Here is a 16883-nt window from a genome sequence, read left to right as displayed (position 1 = left end):
AGCTGTAATTTTTTTGTCTATCTTTGCCTCCACGAGAATAAAATAGAGTAATCACTACTTAAAGAAGATAGCTATGGAAATCAAGAAATCGCCTAAAGCAGACCTTGAGGGAGGTAAAGGATTAAGCATCCTGATGGGGTTAGTCGTTGGTTTAGCTGTGCTGTTTGTCGGTTTTGAATGGGGGACGCAGGAGAAGGCCCTTAAGCTGGACGAAGGCATAGCCGATATCATCGCAGAAGAAGAAATTGATATTACGAGACAGGAAGAAACACCTCCTCCGCCTCCTCCACCCCCTGCTCCGGAGCCGGTCGCAGAGGTGTTGAATGTGGTGGATGACAATGTCGAAGTAGCAGATAATGACTTGCTGTCATCGGAAGACGATCAGGCACAGGCGCAAACTCAGACGTATGTTCCGCCTGCTGTTAAGGTAGAGGAAGAAGAAGAGTCTTCCCAACAGATTTTTGTGGTGGTGGAAGAGATGCCGGAGTTTCCGCAAGGACAGGCAGCCTTGATGGCTTTTATCTCTAAATCGATTAAGTATCCGGTTGTTGCACAGGAAAACGGCATTCAGGGTCGTGTAACATGTGCCTTTGTGGTGAATAAAGATGGTTCGATCGTAGATGCCGAAGTCGTTCGCGGTATTGATCCTTCGCTCGACAAAGAGGCTCTTCGTGTGATTAACAGTATGCCTAAGTGGAAGCCGGGTAAGCAGCGTGGAAAACCGGTACGTGTAAAATTTACGTTACCGATTACATTCCGTTTGAATCAGTAAGAAGCATAATACAAACAGTAAAATTCTTTTTTCATTTCACAAAAAAAGGCCGCCCTCTGATAAAGCGGCCTTTTTTTCATACCAGTATATATGCTTTCATTTGAAGATACTTTGCCGATCATCGAACGCGCTGTTCGAGAACTCCGGTTTGATGGGCCGCCCAAAAGCCTTTATGAACCGATTGTTTATACGCTTTCGTTAGGTGGTAAACGCATTCGCCCTGCTTTCACCTTGATGGCGTGCAATCTTTATAGTCCCGATGTTGAGCAGGCCCTTAAACCTGCCCTCGGAATCGAAGTGTTTCACAACTTTACGTTACTGCACGACGACTTGATGGATGAAGCGCGGAAGCGTCGGGGCCAACCCACGGTGCATGTCAAGTGGAACCGGAATACGGCCGTGCTTTCGGGAGATGCCATGCTCATTACGGCTTACCGCCTCATCGGAGAAACCTCGCCCAAACACCTTAAAACGATTCTTGACCTGTTTACGCAGACGGCCTTGGAAATATGTGAAGGCCAACAGTATGATATGGAGTTCGAGTCGCGATCGGATGTGACGGAGGCCGAATATATTGAAATGATCCGTTTGAAAACGGCGGTCTTGCTGGCTTGTAGTCTTAAAACAGGAGCGCTTGTGGGAGGGGCTTCCGAGCATGAGGCCGACATGCTCTATCGTTTCGGCATTCATATCGGGCTGGCCTTTCAGCTACAGGACGATTTGCTCGATGTGTATGGTAGTCCAGAGACGTTCGGAAAGAATATCGGGGGAGATATTTTATGCAACAAGAAGACATTCCTGTTGATTCATGCTTTGGCAAGCGCTTCGCCCCAACAAAAAGAACGAATTGCATATTATCAGGATCCGAATAAAACGGCATGCTATACGGCCGACGAAAAAATCAAGGCGATTACTTCTATTTATGATGAATTAAACATCAAGGAACTGACGCAAGACAAGATGAGGCATTATTACAATCTTGCGATGGATGAGTTGGCTCTTCTGGAAATTCCGCAGGAGCGATTGTCCGAATTGCATCGCGTATGCCGTAAATTAATGAATCGCGAGAAATAGATCGTCGGATAATACGATGAAATGGATCGATACCCATACGCACATTTACGGGCAAGAGTTTGATGCAGACCGTAAGGAGATGATAGATCGGGCAAAGAGGGCCGGTGTTTATGCGGCTCTTTTGCCGAATATTGATGCGTACAGTATTTCTGCTTTGCTGCGTGTGTGCGAAGAAAATCCGGGGTTTGCTTTCCCCATGATGGGTTTGCATCCGACGAGTGTAGATGCATGCTATGCGTCACAGTTAATGGTTGTTGAGAGAGCTTTAGTAAAGTCTGATTATTGCGCGATTGGGGAGATTGGGATCGATTTGTATTGGGACCGTTCGTTCCTGAAAGAGCAGAAGCAGGTTTTTGAAGAGCAGTTGAAGTGGAGTATTGACTTGGGGCTCGCGGTCAGCATTCATACCCGAGAGGCCTACGAGGAAGTTTTCGACAGTATATATAAGGTAGGGCATGAACGTCTGAAAGGCGTATTTCATTGTTTTTCCGGTACGCTTGAAGACCTCGAAGAGATTAAGCGTATGAAAGGATTTAAGATCGGAATCAACGGGGTCGTTACGTTCAAGAAGTCTGCTTTGCCCGAAATGATTCGGACGGCGTCTCTTGACATGTTGCTACTCGAAACCGATGCTCCTTATTTGGCGCCGGTCCCTTACCGCGGAAAACGAAATGAGGTCGCTTATTTATGCGAGACGGCTTGCAAGACGGCCGAGATCTTCGGAATAAGTATGGAAGAGCTTTCTGCCCATACGGAAAAGAATGCGTTAGAATTGTTTAACATATTGGGCGGTGCTCTTGGTGTCGAGTACAAATAGCACAAGTACAGCCTTTTCTGAGTTGTTTTACACTTGCTTCCGTGATTTAAATCGTCGCTCCTTCCGATAAAAAAGTTTGCATGTCATATTTTTTTCGTACTTTGCACTCGTTTTTGAAAGGCATACGATTCTGGAGAGATGCTCGAGTGGTTGAAGAGGCACGCCTGGAAAGCGTGTATACGCCAAAAGCGTATCGCGGGTTCGAATCCCGCTTTCTCCGCAGGCAGAATGAATAATTCGCCGAAAGAAAAGTGAAAAGCCTGTGGGAAACAAGAAGGTAATGAGATTTATTAACAAACAATTTAAAAATAACAAAAAAGAGAATTATTAATTTTAAATTAGCATCACTATGAAAAAGTTGTTTACAAAAGCAGTCTTAGGCGTTTGCGCCTTGGGAACCTCTACAGTAGCATTCGCTCAAGAAGCCGCAGAAGCTGTGGCTCCTGTTGAAGGGAGCATGCATCAAGCGTTAAAAACCAAGTTTATCGAAGGTGATGCCGGCTTCATGAGTCTGGTAGCGATTGCTTTGATCTTGGGTTTGGCATTTGTTCTGGAACGCATCATTTACCTGAATCTGGCTGACGTGAATCCGAACGGAATGCTGAGCGATATCGAAGCGGCTCTTGACCGTGGAGACGTTGAAGGTGCCAAAGCTATTGCACGCGACACCAGAGGACCGATTGCTTCGATTGCCTATCAGGGCCTGATGAGAATGGATCAGGGTATTGATGTGGTAGAGAAGTCGATCGTGTCGTATGGCGGTGTGCAGAGTGGTTTGCTGGAGAAGAACTTGTCGTGGATTACCCTGTTTATCGCGATGGCTCCTTCTTTGGGATTCTTGGGAACGGTGATTGGTATGATTATGGCGTTCGACAAAATTGAGCGCGTAGGGGATATCAGCCCGACGGTTGTTGCCGGTGGTATGAAAGTGGCTTTGATCACGACCGTGGGCGGTTTGATTGTAGCCCTTATTCTTCAGGTGTTTTATAACTATCTGCTCAGCAAATTGGAGGGTATCCTGAACAAAATGGAAGATGCTTCAATTACGTTGCTCGACATGGTTATCAAATACAATGTAAAATACAAAAAATAAGATTGAACCATGGCAGTAACTAAAATAAGAAAAATGTCAAGTTGGACATTGCTGGGCGTCATGCTTGTCAGTGTGATCGTTTTTGCGATGTTCTACTTCGGCGGAGTCGTTGATTCTGCCGCTGAAAAGCCCGAACCGGTTAATACTTCTTTATTATTGTATTGGTGTTACGTTGTGTTTGGTATTGCCGTTGCACTTTTATTCTTGTTCGGTTTGGTGCAATTCTTCGCAACGCTGAAATCAAGACCTAAAGCAGCCATCAGTTCGTTGGGTGTTTTGGTCGCTTTTTTAGCCATGTTAGGGATTACTTATGCGATCGGAGATACGACTCCGTTGCCCGGTATCAACGCCGATTCTGCTCAATATAATGTAGCGAGCTGGTTGAAAATATCGGATATGTGGATCTATTCCATCTATATTTTGTTGGGATTGTCTGTTTTAGCCATCGTGGGCGGCTCTGTCAAGAAAGTATTCAGCAAGTAAAACGCATAAACAAGAAAGAAAATGGGTAAAAAAAGAAAAGTTCCGGGAATCAATGGATCTTCTTCTGCCGACATCGCTTTCATGTTGTTGCTCTTCTTCCTTTTGACGACCTCAATGGATACGGATATGGGGTTGGCGCGAAAGTTACCTCGCCCACCTGAAAAACAGGAACAAGATCAAGAGATTGATATCAAAAAAAGGAATATGCTTATCTTATTGATCAGTTCCGAAAACAATATATTATGTGGAGGTGAATATGTCGATGTATCGCAAGTTAGGGCTAAGGCAAAGGAATTTATTTCTAATGTAAATGACGATCCTAACTTGCCGGAAAAAGAAGAAGTGGATGTTCCGTTCTTCGGAAGAATGATGGTGACGTCGAAGCACGTTATTTCGTTGCAGAACCACCGCGGTACGCAGTATCAGGCCTATATCAATGTGCAGAACGAATTGGCTGCGGCTTACAATGAATTGCGTGATGAAGTTTCCAAACAGAAGTGGGGCAAAACATTTGCGGAATTAAATCCGGAGCAGCAAAAGGCTGTGCAAACGATTTATCCGCAGAAGATATCGGAGGCTGAGCCGAAGAATTATGGTGAGAAAAAAACAAAATAAAAAAGGAGGAATATAATGGGAAAGTTTAATAAATCGGGGGGACGTGAGATGCCCGAATTGAACACGGCGTCATTGCCTGACTTGGTATTCGCCTTTTTGTTTTTCATCATGATGGTAACGACGATGCGTGAAGTGACGTTGAAAGTGCAGTTTCGCGCGCCGCAGGCTACCGAGCTGCAGAAGTTGGAGAAAAAGTCACTCGTGACATTTATTTATGTCGGAAAGCCGATGCCGGAGTATCAGGCTAAGATGGGTTCTGAAAGCCGTCTTCAGTTGAACGATGCATTTGCAGAAGTTTCTGAAGTGGGTAGTTATATCGGTCAGGAGAAATCGAGTATGAAGGAAGAAGATCAACCTTTTATGACGGTTTCGATCAAAGCCGATTATGACACGAAGATGGGGCTTGTGACCGACTTGAAGCAAGCGCTTCGAGAAGCATACGCCCTCAAGATCAGCTATTCGGCACGAAAGAAAGTCGACTGATGACGAATATTTGAGAATGATTCGACAAAGGGTTGAATTTCTCCTTTTACGGGGGATATTCAACCCTTTATCTGTTTTTATCAGACGGAATAATTTGGAAAATAGAGAGATAAACTTCTATAACAAGATTCACACAATATTGTAAGCATCATGCAACATTCTAATATTGAAAAAACAATGGCACTATATGAATTAGACGAATTAGACGAGAAAATACTCAAACTCATTGTGGGGGATGCCCGAAAACCGTTCCTCGAAGTGGCACGAGCGTGCAATGTTTCCGGAGCTGCGATCCATCAGCGGGTGCAGAAACTGCTCCATGCAGGCGTCATCAAAGGCTCGGAGTTTATGCTCGACAACCGTATGATCGGGTATAAAACATGTGCGTATATGGGGCTTTTCCTTCAGGACCCGGGACAATTCACATCGATTGTCGATGCATTGAAAGATATTCCGGAGGTCGTGGAATGCTATTATACGACGGGGAAATATGATCTTTTTATTAAAATCTATGCAAGAGACAATGAACATTTGCTCAAGATCATTCACGATAGGCTGCAACCTCTTGGATTGGCGCGTACGGAAACCTTGATTTCTCTCAAGGAAGGCTTCCGCAGACATTTGCCGATCGACTTTAACAGAGAGAACGGCAAAGGGAAAAAGGCAAAGTAGAAGAGTTTTCTTAACTTGTTTGTACGATTAAGCCTCGTCGTACGGCAAATTACTTACCCCACAATGGTGATCTGATTGTTTCACCCTTGTGGGGTAATAAGTATATCATAGCGCTTGAGCCGATGTAAAGCTTCGGTTTAGCGATGCTTATCGGAGGGAGTAACGGTAATAGCTTGAACTCGGATTCCGCAATAGAACGAATAAGCATGAATTTCATTCAGGCCTTCAGCCCTCCGAACAAGGTACGGATGTCGATCCCCCACCCTTGCGGGATGGGGCTGAAATAATCCGGGCTTTCAGCCCTTGTATGCCCTGCGGACGTTGAGTTGTTGAAATGTTTATTTGTTGAGTTGAATGTTAAACAACAAACACCTAAACAACTAAACATCCGAAGGACTGAACACTGAATGCTGATTACTTTTATATGTTGGGTTAAAAGAATAGGGTACGCACTGTAGAGACGTTAATTCATTGTCAATTGTCATGCGTGGTACACGCTAAACCATATACTTGGCGAATAACTATTAACCATTGGAAAATAGCCCTGAAAGGGCGAGATAACTCAGCCCAATGCGAAGCGTTGGGGAAAAGGCATCGCATCCCGATGGAGGGCTGTAAGCCTGATATAATAGTTATTAATGGTCAATTGTCATGCGTGGTACACGCCGAACCATGTAGTCGGCAAATAACAATTAACCATTGACAATTAACAATTAAGAACTAGTAAACGCCGAATAGTCTATCGCGTAATTTGAGTTGAAAAGAGCTTATTCTCCAAACAAAAAACCGTGGTCGAGTAGAAACGGCCACGGTTTTTTATGATAGAATCGGTAGGATTGATTATCCGCCGAGGAATCCCAACAAGATACCGGCTGCAACAGCCGAGCCAATCACACCTGCCACATTCGGTCCCATGGCGTGCATCAGCAAGTAGTTGCTCGGATCATATTCGAGTCCGACCGTCTGCGAGATACGTGCCGAATCCGGTACGGCCGACACGCCTGAGTTGCCGATCAGCGGGTTGATCTTGTTGCCTTCTTTCAGGAAGAGGTTAAAGAACTTAACGAAGAGGATACCTGCACACGTCGCGATGACGAATGACAGGGCTCCGAGCATAAAGATCTTGATTGAATCCCAAGTGAGGAATTGGGTGGCTTGTGTAGAGGCACCCACCGTCATACCCAATAAGATGGTAATCGTATCGATGAGCGGCCCACGGGCCGTTTCTGCCAAACGACGTGTCACGCCACTTTCTTTTAGGAGATTCCCAAAGAAGAGCATCCCCAATAGTGGTAAGCCCGACGGAACGAGAAAGCAGGTGAGCAGAAGTCCGATAATCGGGAAGATAATCTTTTCGGTCTGTGACACGACGCGGGGCGGTCTCATCCGGATCAGCCGTTCCTTTTTCGTCGTCAGCATACGCATAAATGGCGGCTGAATGATGGGTACGAGCGCCATATACGAATAGGCCGACACGGCAATGGCTCCCATCAGGTTAGGTGCTAACTTGGACGAGAGGAAGATGGCTGTCGGGCCGTCCGCACCGCCGATGATACCGATAGCACCGGCCTGACTCGGCTCGAATCCCGATTGCAACGCGATGATATACGCGCCGAAAATACCGAACTGAGCGGCGGCTCCGATCAACATCAGCTTGGGGTTCGAAATCAACGCCGAGAAGTCCGTCATCGCACCAATACCCAGGAAGATAAGTGGGGGATACCATCCTCGTACCACTCCTTGATATAAGATGTTCAGCACGGAGCCTTCTTCATAGATACCGACCTGTAGCCCGGCGTCTTTGAACGGAATATTTCCGATCAGGATACCGAACCCGATCGGGATCAGCAGCATCGGTTCGAACTCATATTTGATCGCCAAAAAGACAAATAACAGCCCGATGAGGATCATGATGACATGTCCCCATGTCGCATTGGCAAATCCGGTGTAGGAGAGGAAGGTTTGCATGTTCTCTCCCAAGAATGATAAGAAGCTTTCCTGCATGACTTTTCTTATTTAAGAATGATCAAATCGGTACCTTCCAGTACAGAATCGCCTCTGTTCACTTTGATTTCGGCTACTTCGCCGTCGCGGTCGGCCGGGATGGTATTTTCCATCTTCATTGCTTCGAGTACGAGCAGTTTCTGGCCTTTCTTTACGGTGTCACCCACTTTGCAGTCGATGCTCAGAATCACTCCGGGCAGTGGCGATTTAACGGCACCCACTCCTGCGCTGGTTGTCGGACGAGCAACGACAGGCGCTCCTGCCGATGTGGTTGGAGCTTGCGCCGGACGCTTAACGGCGGCTACCGTTTTCTTGGCCCCTTTATCCATTTCTACCTTGTAGGGGGTGCCGTTCACTTCCACTTCCGCCATGCTATCCTCTACATGGTTTACTGTAACGTTGTAAATATTGCCGTTGATTGTATATTTAAATTGTTTCATCGAATTAATTATTAATGATTAGTTGTTATGGAGCGAATATCTCTTGTTATCTTTTTGACGGTATGCTCCGTAATCCGTAGATTTTTGAACTCCACGGCGAATAGTTGCGAGTCACTTTATGAATCGTAAGCACTCTGTTTTCGAGATCGTGCGTATCTTCCGTCACTTCGTAAAGAGCAGTGGCAATGGCTGCGAACACTTCGCCCGACTCATTGATTCCGGCGGATCCCGATCGGCCACCGGCGGCTTTTTCCGCTCTTTTACGACTCATCTTGATGGCGCTTTTACCCACTTGCTTAAATACGAGAAACAGAATCAGCAATCCCAGAAATACGACGGTCATGGCCGTGAGCGTCATGCCCACGCCCCAAGAGTCGTTTTGCTTGAAATTCTCAATCTTTTCGTTCGAGTCGAGCGTTTTATTGTTCGTGTCCGGGGTTACCCTCGAGAGGATACCCCATGTGCCTATGCCGTCGAGAGACAAGCCATAACTTACGTCAGGCTGTTGTCCGGCAGGTACAATGACGTGATCAATCAATGTTCTTCCGTCCGAGTCGTAGAAAAAGAGTTCGTTCTCTTTATTGGGATCGAGTTTGAAATTCAAGTGAAACGTTCCGTGTGAGGGATTGTTATCTGCCCAAAACAATACATGTTGACGGGGAGGGACTTTCGTCTTTACGTCGCCTTTCGGGATCATGTATTTTTTGGGGTTGTTCTTGTCGTTCGTAATATAGCATCCTCTGATGTCGACTGTCCCGGGCGAATTGTTATACAGTTCAATCCACCCGTTCCGTGAGCCGTACGCATCGACAAAGTTGTCGACGTTGATGACGAGTACTTCGTTCAGGCGTATGGACGAGGTGGACTGCCCGTTGGCATAGAAACTGCCAATCAGCATCAGGATAGCCAGCATGATTCCTGTTTTTTTCATTTTACATGTGCTTATGATTGTTACAAAGGAATATTTCCGTGTTTCTTCGCCGGATTCGTGAGCTTCTTCGTTTGAAGTTGCTGCAGCGAACGGATGATGCGGAACCGGGTGTTACGCGGTTCGATCACGTCGTCGATATAGCCATACTTCGCTGCGTTGTACGGGTTGGCGAACAACTTGTTATATTCATTCACCTTTTCTTCCATCACGGCAGCGGGATCAGTCGCTTCTTTCAGTTCTTTGGCGTACAGCACTTCGGCGGCGCCCGATCCACCCATTACAGCGATTTCGGCAGTCGGCCATGCGTAGTTCATGTCGCCGCGCAGTTGCTTACAGCTCATTACGATGTGTGAGCCACCGTACGATTTACGCAATGTAACGGTAACTTTGGGTACGGTTGCTTCGCCGTATGCATAGAGCAGTTTGGCTCCGTGCAGAATGACGGCGTTATATTCCTGTCCTGTGCCCGGAAGGAAGCCCGGAACGTCGACGAGGGTGACGAGCGGAATGTTGAAAGCATCGCAGAAACGTACGAAGCGCGCGCCTTTACGTGATGCGTTGCAATCCAGTACTCCCGCCAGGAATTTGGGCTGGTTGGCCACGATGCCGACGGACTGACCGTTGAATCGGGCAAAACCGATGATGATATTTTTCGCGAAGCTGGGCTGTATTTCGAAAAACTCGCCATTGTCAACAATTGTCCGGATCACTTCGTACATGTCGTAGGCTTGATTGGCACTGTCGGGGATGATCTCGTTCAGGTTGTCGTCGAGGCGGTCGATCGGATCGTTACATTCTACATAGGGAGGTTCTTCCAGGTTGTTCTGCGGGATGTAGCTGAGCAACTGGCGAATCATGGCAAGTCCTTCTTCTTCGGTTGCTGCTGTAAAGTGGGTAACCCCCGATTTCGTAGAGTGAACGCTTGCTCCGCCCAGATTTTCCTGTGTCACATCTTCGCCTGTTACGGTTTTCACCACTTTCGGTCCGGTGAGGAACATGTACGATGTACCTTCGGTCATCAGGGTGAAGTCAGTCAATGCCGGCGAGTAAACCGCTCCTCCGGCACACGGTCCGAAGATGCCGGATATCTGCGGAATGACGCCCGACGCGAGAATGTTTCGTTGGAAGATTTCGGAATAACCGGCCAATGCGTTGATACCTTCCTGAATACGGGCGCCTCCCGAGTCATTGATTCCGATACAGGGCGCTCCCATCTTCATGGCCATATCCATCACTTTGCAGATTTTTTGGGCCATCGTTTCCGACAGAGAACCACCGAACACGGTGAAATCCTGTGCGAAAACATAGACGAGTCGTCCGCTGATCGTACCGCAGCCGGTCACCACACCGTCGCCGAGGATTTTCTTTTTCTCCTGTCCGAAGTTCACACAGCGGTGCTCGACAAACATATCCATTTCTTCGAAGCTGCCTTCGTCCAGCAGCATGTTAATGCGTTCGCGAGCCGTATATTTCCCTCTTTCGTGCTGCTTTTCGATTGCTTTCTCACCACCACCCAAGCGTGCTTTTTCGCGTAGGGCGATCAGTTCTTTTATCTTTTCAAGTTGGTTACTCATTATATATTATGTTAGTAGTGAATATTGATGACGAATTTATTTCATGCACAGTTCGGTGAGTACGCCTCGTGTCGATTTGGGGTGCAGAAAAGCGATTTGAAGCCCTTCGGCGCCGGGGCGGGGGGCTTTGTCGATGAGTTGTACGCCTTTCGAGGCCGCTTCGTCGAGCGATTGCTGTACGTCGGGAACGGCAAATGCGATGTGATGAATCCCTTCACCGCGTTTCTCGATAAACTTGGCGATGGTGCTGTCGGGGCTCGTAGGCTCCAATAATTCGATTTTGGTCTGTCCGACTTTGAAAAACGCAGTTTTTACTTTCTGGTCGGGTACTTCTTCGATGCTGTAACACGTAAGACCTAATACCTGCTCATAATAAGGACGATGCTCCTCAATGCTGTTTACGGCGATGCCGAGATGCTCAATGTGCGAAATTTCCATAGTAACTCTTTATTTAATTTGTTAGTAAATGATACGGCAAAGATATGAAATAAAATTGAGAAATATATAAATGAGGCGTGCGGGAAATCATAATCTTTCACATCTGTTTGCGGATTGGAGGTTCGCTGTGGCTGAGGGACGGAGTGGGACGGGGAAGAGGACTTGAGCGCGAATTGCGGTCAAAGCGGATAGAACATTGCCGGATACTTGCGGAAAATGCAGGAAAAAGATACATCGTTCCGCTACGGGCTATCCGGCAAAAAAACGAACCGAAAGCAAGGCGCTTGCGAGCCCGTTTCAGTCGTGCACACGCGTGCCGATCGGTTCCCCAAGCATCACTTTCTTCAGATTTCCGACGGTATCCATATCGAAGACGATCAGCGGAAGACCGTTTTCCTTGCACATCGTCGTGGCCGTCAGGTCCATCACTTTCAACTTGCGGCGATAAATCTCGTCGAACGTAATTTCGTCGAATTTGACGGCCGACGGGTCTTTCTCCGGATCGGCCGTGTAAATGCCGTCTACGCGTGTGCCTTTGAGCATCACATCGGCCTCGACTTCGATGCCGCGCAGCGACGATGCCGTATCGGTAGTGAAGAACGGATTACCGGTTCCGCCGGCGATGATTACCACCTGTCCGGCTTCGAGGCGTTCGATGGCGCGTGTCTTGCTGTAATATTCGCCGATCGGCTCCATGCGAATGGCGGTCATGACGTGTGCCTTGACGCCTGCGGCATGAAGCGCCGAGCTCAGCGCCAGACTGTTGATGACCGTGGCCAGCATCCCCATTTGATCGCCTTTGACACGGTCGAAGCCTTTCGCCGCGCCGCTCAGTCCGCGAAAAATATTCCCTCCGCCGATGACGATTGCGATCTGGATGCCCATATCGGCAATCTCCTTAATCTGTGTCGCATATGACGCGAGGCGCGCCTCGTCAATGCCGTATCCAGCGTTACCCATCAACGACTCGCCACTCAATTTCAGTAAGATTCTTTTGTATCTCATCGTAAGCATTGTTTTGAATGGCCACAAATGTAGGTAAAAACCTCGATATTTTACGCCGGCGGAGAAAAAAGGACGGATGCTTCGGCCGATTTTTCGCTTTTGAACCGCGCGGCTTCGTGCGGGAACAGCCCAAAAGCGTCTGTCACGCTGTGTGAACTCCGTTTTTTAGGCGTTGTTGTACAACAACGACCTTAAAACAGCGTGTTTTGCCCCGTTGTTGTAAAAAAATGACACTTAAACAGCAGTTTTTGCCTGTTTGTTGTACAACAATGACCTTCAAACAGCATGTTTTGCCTCGTTGTTGCGCAACAACGACCCTTAAACAGCGTGTTTGACCCTGTTGTTGTACAACAACGCCCTTCAACGTTAACCGGCGATATTGAAAACGCCAAACTGATAAAGGATAATCATCCCGATCCCTGTGGGAGCGATGTATTTGACCAGAAAGCAGTATGTCCGGAAGAAGTAGAATGGTACGCTGCCTTGGTTCGTCAGTTCGGCTTTCAGGATTTTTTGGTCTACGCGATGCCCGACGAAGATGCAGGTGAGCATACCGCCGAGGGGAAGCATGATTTTAGCGGTCAGAAAATCGAGACAGTCGAAGAAGGTCATCCCGAAGAAGGTGCTGTCTTTCATCAGTCCGAACGAGAGCGAGCTGAACACCGCCAAAATACACGTGCCGAGCGATACGTAGACGGTTGCCCGCTTGCGTTTGATGCCATGCTCTTCGTGAATGTAGGCCGTGGCGACTTCGTGCAGCGAGATGGTAGACGTCAGCGCCGCTACGCCCAAAAGGAGGTAGAAGCTGAAAGCCCATACGTTCCCGAAAGGCATCTGAGCGAAGATATTGGGCAACGTGATAAATACGAGAGCGACTTTTTCGGTCGGTTCGACGCCGAAATGAAAGACGGCCGGAAAAATCATTACGCCGGCCAGCAGCGCGACGAGTGTGTCGAGTACCACGACTTCGATCGCGGTACGTTGCAAGTCAGTTTTTTTGTGAAAATACGAACTGTATGTAATCAGGCATCCCATGCCGATGCTGAGCGAAAAGAAGGCCTGTCCCATGGCGCTGAACACGACGGACGAGTTGATTTTTCCGAAATCGGGTTTGAAAAGAAACTCTAACCCTTCGCGAGCACCGGATAACATCAGGCTGCGTACGCATAGCAAGATCATGATGGCGAAGAGGAGCGGCATCAGGAATTTCGATGCCCGTTCGATCCCGTTCTTCACACCGACCGTTACGATGAAATGCGTAAGCCCGATAAAGAGCAGAGTCCAAAAGACGGGTCGGAAGACGCCGGATGAAAAATCGGTGAATTCAGTCTCGAAGTCGGCCGTCGTTTTACCGGCTAACGGTTCGGTCAGGGATTGAAAAAGGTATTCGAAAGTCCATCCGGCGATGACGAAATAGAAGCCGAGAATGAGGAACGCAATCAGGACCCCGTTGTAACCGACCAGTCCCCATGCCGTGCCGGGCGCCATGGCTTTGAAGGCTCCGGCCGCGTTGCGCTGCGTGTGTCGGCCGATGAAGAACTCGGCAATGACGGCCGGCAGTCCGAGAAGCAACACGCAAAGAATATAAATCAGCAGGAACGCGCCGCCTCCGTTGGTGCCCAGCATATACGGGAAACGCCAGATATTGCCTAATCCGACGGCGCTCCCGATGGTGGCGAGGACGACTCCCAGCCGTCCGAACGTTGTGCGTGTTGCCGTACTCATATCCGTCCGTCTTTCATGTGAATGATGCGGTCGGCTTTCGTCGCCAACTGCTCATCGTGCGTGACGATGACGAACGTCTGTCCCATTTCGTTCCGTAAGTCGAAGAAGAGGGCGTGCAGCTCTTCCTTATTTTGCGTATCCAGACTGCCCGAAGGCTCGTCGGCCAAAATCACGGACGGATGGTTGACGAGCGCGCGTGCCACAGCGACCCGTTGTTTCTCACCGCCCGACAGTTCAGCGGGCTTATGCGTCATCCGGTCGGATAGCTTCAGAAAATCCAGCAGCTCTTTCGCCCTTTTTTCGGCGGCGGAGGCTTGTTGGCGGGCAATCAGCGCAGGAATCATTACGTTTTCGAGCGCGGTAAACTCCGGCAACAGCTGATGAAACTGAAACACGAAACCGATATGACGATTGCGGAAATCCGCTACCTGCTTTTCGTTGAGCCGGAACGGTTCCACACCGTCGATGAGAAGCGTTCCGCTGTCGGGCTTGTCTAATGTTCCGATGATTTGCAGCAGTGTCGTTTTACCGGCACCGCTTGGCCCGACGATGGCGACGATCTCTCCGGCATCGATCGTCAAATCAATACCTTTCAGAATCTCCAGTTTGTCGAAGCGTTTTCTTATTCCTCGCGCTTGTATCATTGTTAAAATAATCTGTCCGATGGGATGAAGTTGCGAAAGTAGATAAAAATCCGGCATCGGACAAGAAAAAGAGGAGAAATAAGCTCAGGGGATTCGGACTCTGTTGTTTTATTCGCATAATCCGTTGGAAAAACGTTATCTTTGCGCTACTTTTTAAACATCGCCGCTGTGGTAAACAAGGCGAAAAACTGTTATACGTTTATGTTCGAATTTTTAGAGGTTTATCCCTGGTTGACACCGATTATTATTTTCTTTGGTCGTATCTGTGACGTGACCTTAGGCACCTTGCGGATCATCTTCGTTTCGAAAGGGGAAAAGAAGAAAGCTCCGGTTGTCGGCTTCTTTGAGGTGTTTATCTGGGTGATTGTGATTTCGCAAATATTTTCCAATGCCAACGATATCGTGGCTTATCTTTCGTACGCAGGTGGTTATGCGGCTGGTAATTTCGTGGGGATTATGGTCGAGAGCAAGATTGCGATCGGTTTTCTGCTGTTTCGCATCTACACGAAAAAGGATGGTGCGGAACTGACACGCATGCTGAACGATAACGGGTGCGGCTCTACGTGTTTCAGAGGCGAAGGGGCGATTTCGGAAGTTTCGGTCATCGAGACGGCAGTCAGCCGCAAATCGGAGAAGAAAGTCGTCCGACTGCTTAATATGTTCGATCCGGATGCTTTTTATCTGATCGAGGATGTCCGCTCCAAGCAGCGAGGAATTTTCTCGGCTGCCGCTGCGCCCCGTCTGGGAAAATAGACGTTTCGCGAATGCTTCAGAATCTGACCTGAAAACGTGTTTCAATCAGGCTCAGGTTGGTATTGTCATAGCCTGCTCTGTCGGTTGCTTGGGTCAGTGAACCTCTGACGCGCCAGATCATGTACTTGTTCAGGTAATAATTGAAGGTGAACGACCAGTCGTTCACCCGTCCGCCGAGAATATTCGCTTTATGATCCGACAGGTCGGTGTAGTTATAGCCCAGTACAAGTTCCATCGAACCGGGTGAGGGTGTCTTGATGCTGCTCTCGTCGTCGGAGTAGGAGTAATTTCTTCCTTTTATAAGTCCTCTTAAAAAGGCGTATGCTCCACTTGCCCGATAATCGGGCATTCCTTTTTCACGATTTACCGTCGCGAAATAATATTGCGCCTCGATGGCCAGAGGGCCGATGGAGGCCATTACTTCAGGCGTGAACTTGTAGAGCATTCTGGCATCGGTGATGTCGGCTTGTTGGGCTTTTACTCGCGCGATGCGGGTTGGAAAGTAGGCTCTCAGAGCGTACGAACGATGATTGTCTTCCGCTTTTGCACTGTATCTCGGCGATTCGAACGCGCCGGAGAAGCCAACGTGTAACATTCTGCCCGGCTCGCGGAGAGGACGGTAGACGAGACGGCTCATCATGCCGTATCCCTCGTTGCCGAGTTGGTCGGTCGTCTGTTTGATGGCTTCGTTCTCGGCGAAGAGACTCAGCGTGCCGTAGAACTCTTTTTTGCTGTGAATGAACATTAATCCCACCAGACGAGAGTTATAAAACGCCTGATTAGCGGCCGGTTCTTCCTTAGAGATTTTCAGCGAAGAGCCCGTCGCACTTTGAAGTCCGAAATGATGTAAAAAATACCCTCCACGAAGCATGTTCTCTTTATTGAACACATAGTCTATATAGACATCTTTCAACGAAACCTTGGCATACGCGAATCCGACGTCGACTTTCGTTTTCCATCGGCCGTATTCGGCCTCTACCCCGATGCGAATATCGGGGATGGCAACCCCGTCATTAAATTGATCGTTATAACGGTCGGCATTGAAGAGGCCGGCATCCATCAGGACACGTCCCGTAGGTTTTGCAGTCAATTTTTCTTCTTCATCCTGACTGTATCCTGTCCAACACAAAGCCAGACTACAAAGAATGAGGGTTATTTTCTTTATCATACGCGGAATCGTTTTCAAGTTGTTTTTGTTTTTTACTTTTTTCTCTTCGCAATGTCGTTAAATTTTAAACGAAATTTGTCGAAATTTCGACAAAGATACGTTTTATCACATCGAAATCGTCTGCCTTGAGAATATTTAGTTTTTTTGCATCGCTTTTGTGAATTTATTCGCTAAACAACCTTCCACGTGAAA

At 48.0% G+C, this 16883-nt stretch carries 18 protein-coding genes and 1 tRNA gene; 10 read left to right on the top strand and 9 right to left on the bottom strand.

All coding sequences use genetic code 11. The annotated features are described in order from the left end of the window. Positions 1 to 73 precede the first annotated feature (73 nt). From Q4A89_RS03080 to Q4A89_RS03040, 9 genes are all read left to right on the top strand, one after another. Complete coding sequence (locus Q4A89_RS03080; RefSeq protein WP_303183688.1) at positions 74 to 772, top strand: energy transducer TonB; 699 nt, start codon at positions 74 to 76, stop codon at positions 770 to 772. A gap of 90 nt (positions 773 to 862) precedes the next feature. Further along, complete coding sequence (locus Q4A89_RS03075) at positions 863 to 1846, top strand: polyprenyl synthetase family protein (protein WP_303183686.1); 984 nt, start codon at positions 863 to 865, stop codon at positions 1844 to 1846. Positions 1847 to 1862: 16 nt separating this feature from the next. After that, complete coding sequence (locus Q4A89_RS03070) at positions 1863 to 2663, top strand: TatD family hydrolase (protein ID WP_303183684.1); 801 nt, start codon at positions 1863 to 1865, stop codon at positions 2661 to 2663. Positions 2664 to 2795: 132 nt separating this feature from the next. Next, positions 2796 to 2883, top strand: a tRNA-Ser gene (locus Q4A89_RS03065). Positions 2884 to 3012: 129 nt separating this feature from the next. Then, positions 3013 to 3756 carry a MotA/TolQ/ExbB proton channel family protein gene (locus tag Q4A89_RS03060; RefSeq protein ID WP_303183682.1) on the top strand — a complete coding sequence of 248 codons (744 nt, stop codon included), beginning with the start codon at positions 3013 to 3015 and terminating at the stop codon, positions 3754 to 3756. A gap of 9 nt (positions 3757 to 3765) precedes the next feature. Continuing rightward, positions 3766 to 4239: a hypothetical protein gene (locus Q4A89_RS03055; protein WP_303183680.1), complete on the top strand. Its 474-nt coding sequence runs from the start codon at positions 3766 to 3768 to the stop codon at positions 4237 to 4239. A 21-nt stretch (positions 4240 to 4260) separates the two neighbouring features. Then, positions 4261 to 4854, top strand: coding sequence for a biopolymer transporter ExbD (locus Q4A89_RS03050; RefSeq protein WP_303183678.1), 594 nt, complete (start codon positions 4261 to 4263; stop codon positions 4852 to 4854). Positions 4855 to 4869: 15 nt separating this feature from the next. Further along, complete coding sequence (locus Q4A89_RS03045) at positions 4870 to 5337, top strand: biopolymer transporter ExbD (protein WP_014224382.1); 468 nt, start codon at positions 4870 to 4872, stop codon at positions 5335 to 5337. A gap of 177 nt (positions 5338 to 5514) precedes the next feature. Beyond that, positions 5515 to 6009 (top strand): Lrp/AsnC family transcriptional regulator, encoded by a 495-nt coding sequence (locus Q4A89_RS03040; RefSeq protein WP_303183672.1) that lies wholly within the window; start codon positions 5515 to 5517, stop codon positions 6007 to 6009. A gap of 840 nt (positions 6010 to 6849) precedes the next feature. On the opposite strand, the gene Q4A89_RS03035 is transcribed toward Q4A89_RS03040, so the two are convergent. The 8 genes from Q4A89_RS03035 to Q4A89_RS03000 all read right to left on the bottom strand — a co-directional run bounded on the left by Q4A89_RS03035 (position 6850) and on the right by Q4A89_RS03000 (position 14770). Beyond that, complete coding sequence (locus tag Q4A89_RS03035; RefSeq protein ID WP_303183670.1) at positions 6850 to 8013, bottom strand: sodium ion-translocating decarboxylase subunit beta; 1164 nt, start codon at positions 8011 to 8013, stop codon at positions 6850 to 6852. Between the two features lie 8 nt (positions 8014 to 8021). Next, positions 8022 to 8453 carry a biotin/lipoyl-containing protein gene (locus tag Q4A89_RS03030; protein WP_303183668.1) on the bottom strand — a complete coding sequence of 144 codons (432 nt, stop codon included), beginning with the start codon at positions 8451 to 8453 and terminating at the stop codon, positions 8022 to 8024. Positions 8454 to 8499: 46 nt separating this feature from the next. Continuing rightward, entirely contained in the window at positions 8500 to 9384 is an 885-nt protein-coding gene (locus Q4A89_RS03025) for an OadG family transporter subunit (protein WP_303183666.1), read from the bottom strand. A gap of 20 nt (positions 9385 to 9404) precedes the next feature. After that, positions 9405 to 10958, bottom strand: coding sequence for an acyl-CoA carboxylase subunit beta (locus Q4A89_RS03020; protein WP_303183664.1), 1554 nt, complete (start codon positions 10956 to 10958; stop codon positions 9405 to 9407). Between the two features lie 36 nt (positions 10959 to 10994). Continuing rightward, entirely contained in the window at positions 10995 to 11396 is a 402-nt protein-coding gene (mce, locus tag Q4A89_RS03015; RefSeq protein ID WP_124750501.1) for a methylmalonyl-CoA epimerase, read from the bottom strand. Between the two features lie 297 nt (positions 11397 to 11693). Beyond that, the gene (gene pyrH, locus Q4A89_RS03010; RefSeq protein ID WP_303183661.1) at positions 11694 to 12401 is read right to left on the bottom strand and encodes a UMP kinase; all 708 of its coding nucleotides are present in this window, start codon (positions 12399 to 12401) and stop codon (positions 11694 to 11696) included. A gap of 366 nt (positions 12402 to 12767) precedes the next feature. Next, positions 12768 to 14126 (bottom strand): sodium-dependent transporter, encoded by a 1359-nt coding sequence (locus tag Q4A89_RS03005; protein WP_303183660.1) that lies wholly within the window; start codon positions 14124 to 14126, stop codon positions 12768 to 12770. Next, complete coding sequence (locus Q4A89_RS03000) at positions 14123 to 14770, bottom strand: ABC transporter ATP-binding protein (RefSeq protein ID WP_303183658.1); 648 nt, start codon at positions 14768 to 14770, stop codon at positions 14123 to 14125. The genes Q4A89_RS03005 and Q4A89_RS03000 overlap by 4 nt, the downstream gene beginning before the upstream one ends. Positions 14771 to 14971: 201 nt before the next feature. On the opposite strand from Q4A89_RS03000, the gene Q4A89_RS02995 reads away from it, so the two are divergent. Continuing rightward, complete coding sequence (locus tag Q4A89_RS02995) at positions 14972 to 15523, top strand: DUF2179 domain-containing protein (protein WP_303183657.1); 552 nt, start codon at positions 14972 to 14974, stop codon at positions 15521 to 15523. A 16-nt stretch (positions 15524 to 15539) separates the two neighbouring features. Here the strand turns inward: Q4A89_RS02995 and Q4A89_RS02990 are convergent, their stop codons facing one another. Beyond that, positions 15540 to 16691, bottom strand: coding sequence for an OprO/OprP family phosphate-selective porin (locus Q4A89_RS02990; protein WP_303183655.1), 1152 nt, complete (start codon positions 16689 to 16691; stop codon positions 15540 to 15542). Between the last annotated feature and the right edge of the window lie 192 nt (positions 16692 to 16883).

The sequence above is a fragment of the Tannerella sp. genome (genome assembly GCF_030528505.1).
In the GTDB taxonomy this organism is placed as follows: domain Bacteria; phylum Bacteroidota; class Bacteroidia; order Bacteroidales; family Tannerellaceae; genus Tannerella.
Note: the sequence above shows the minus strand (reverse complement) of the source record. Positions and strands in the feature narration are given on the sequence as shown.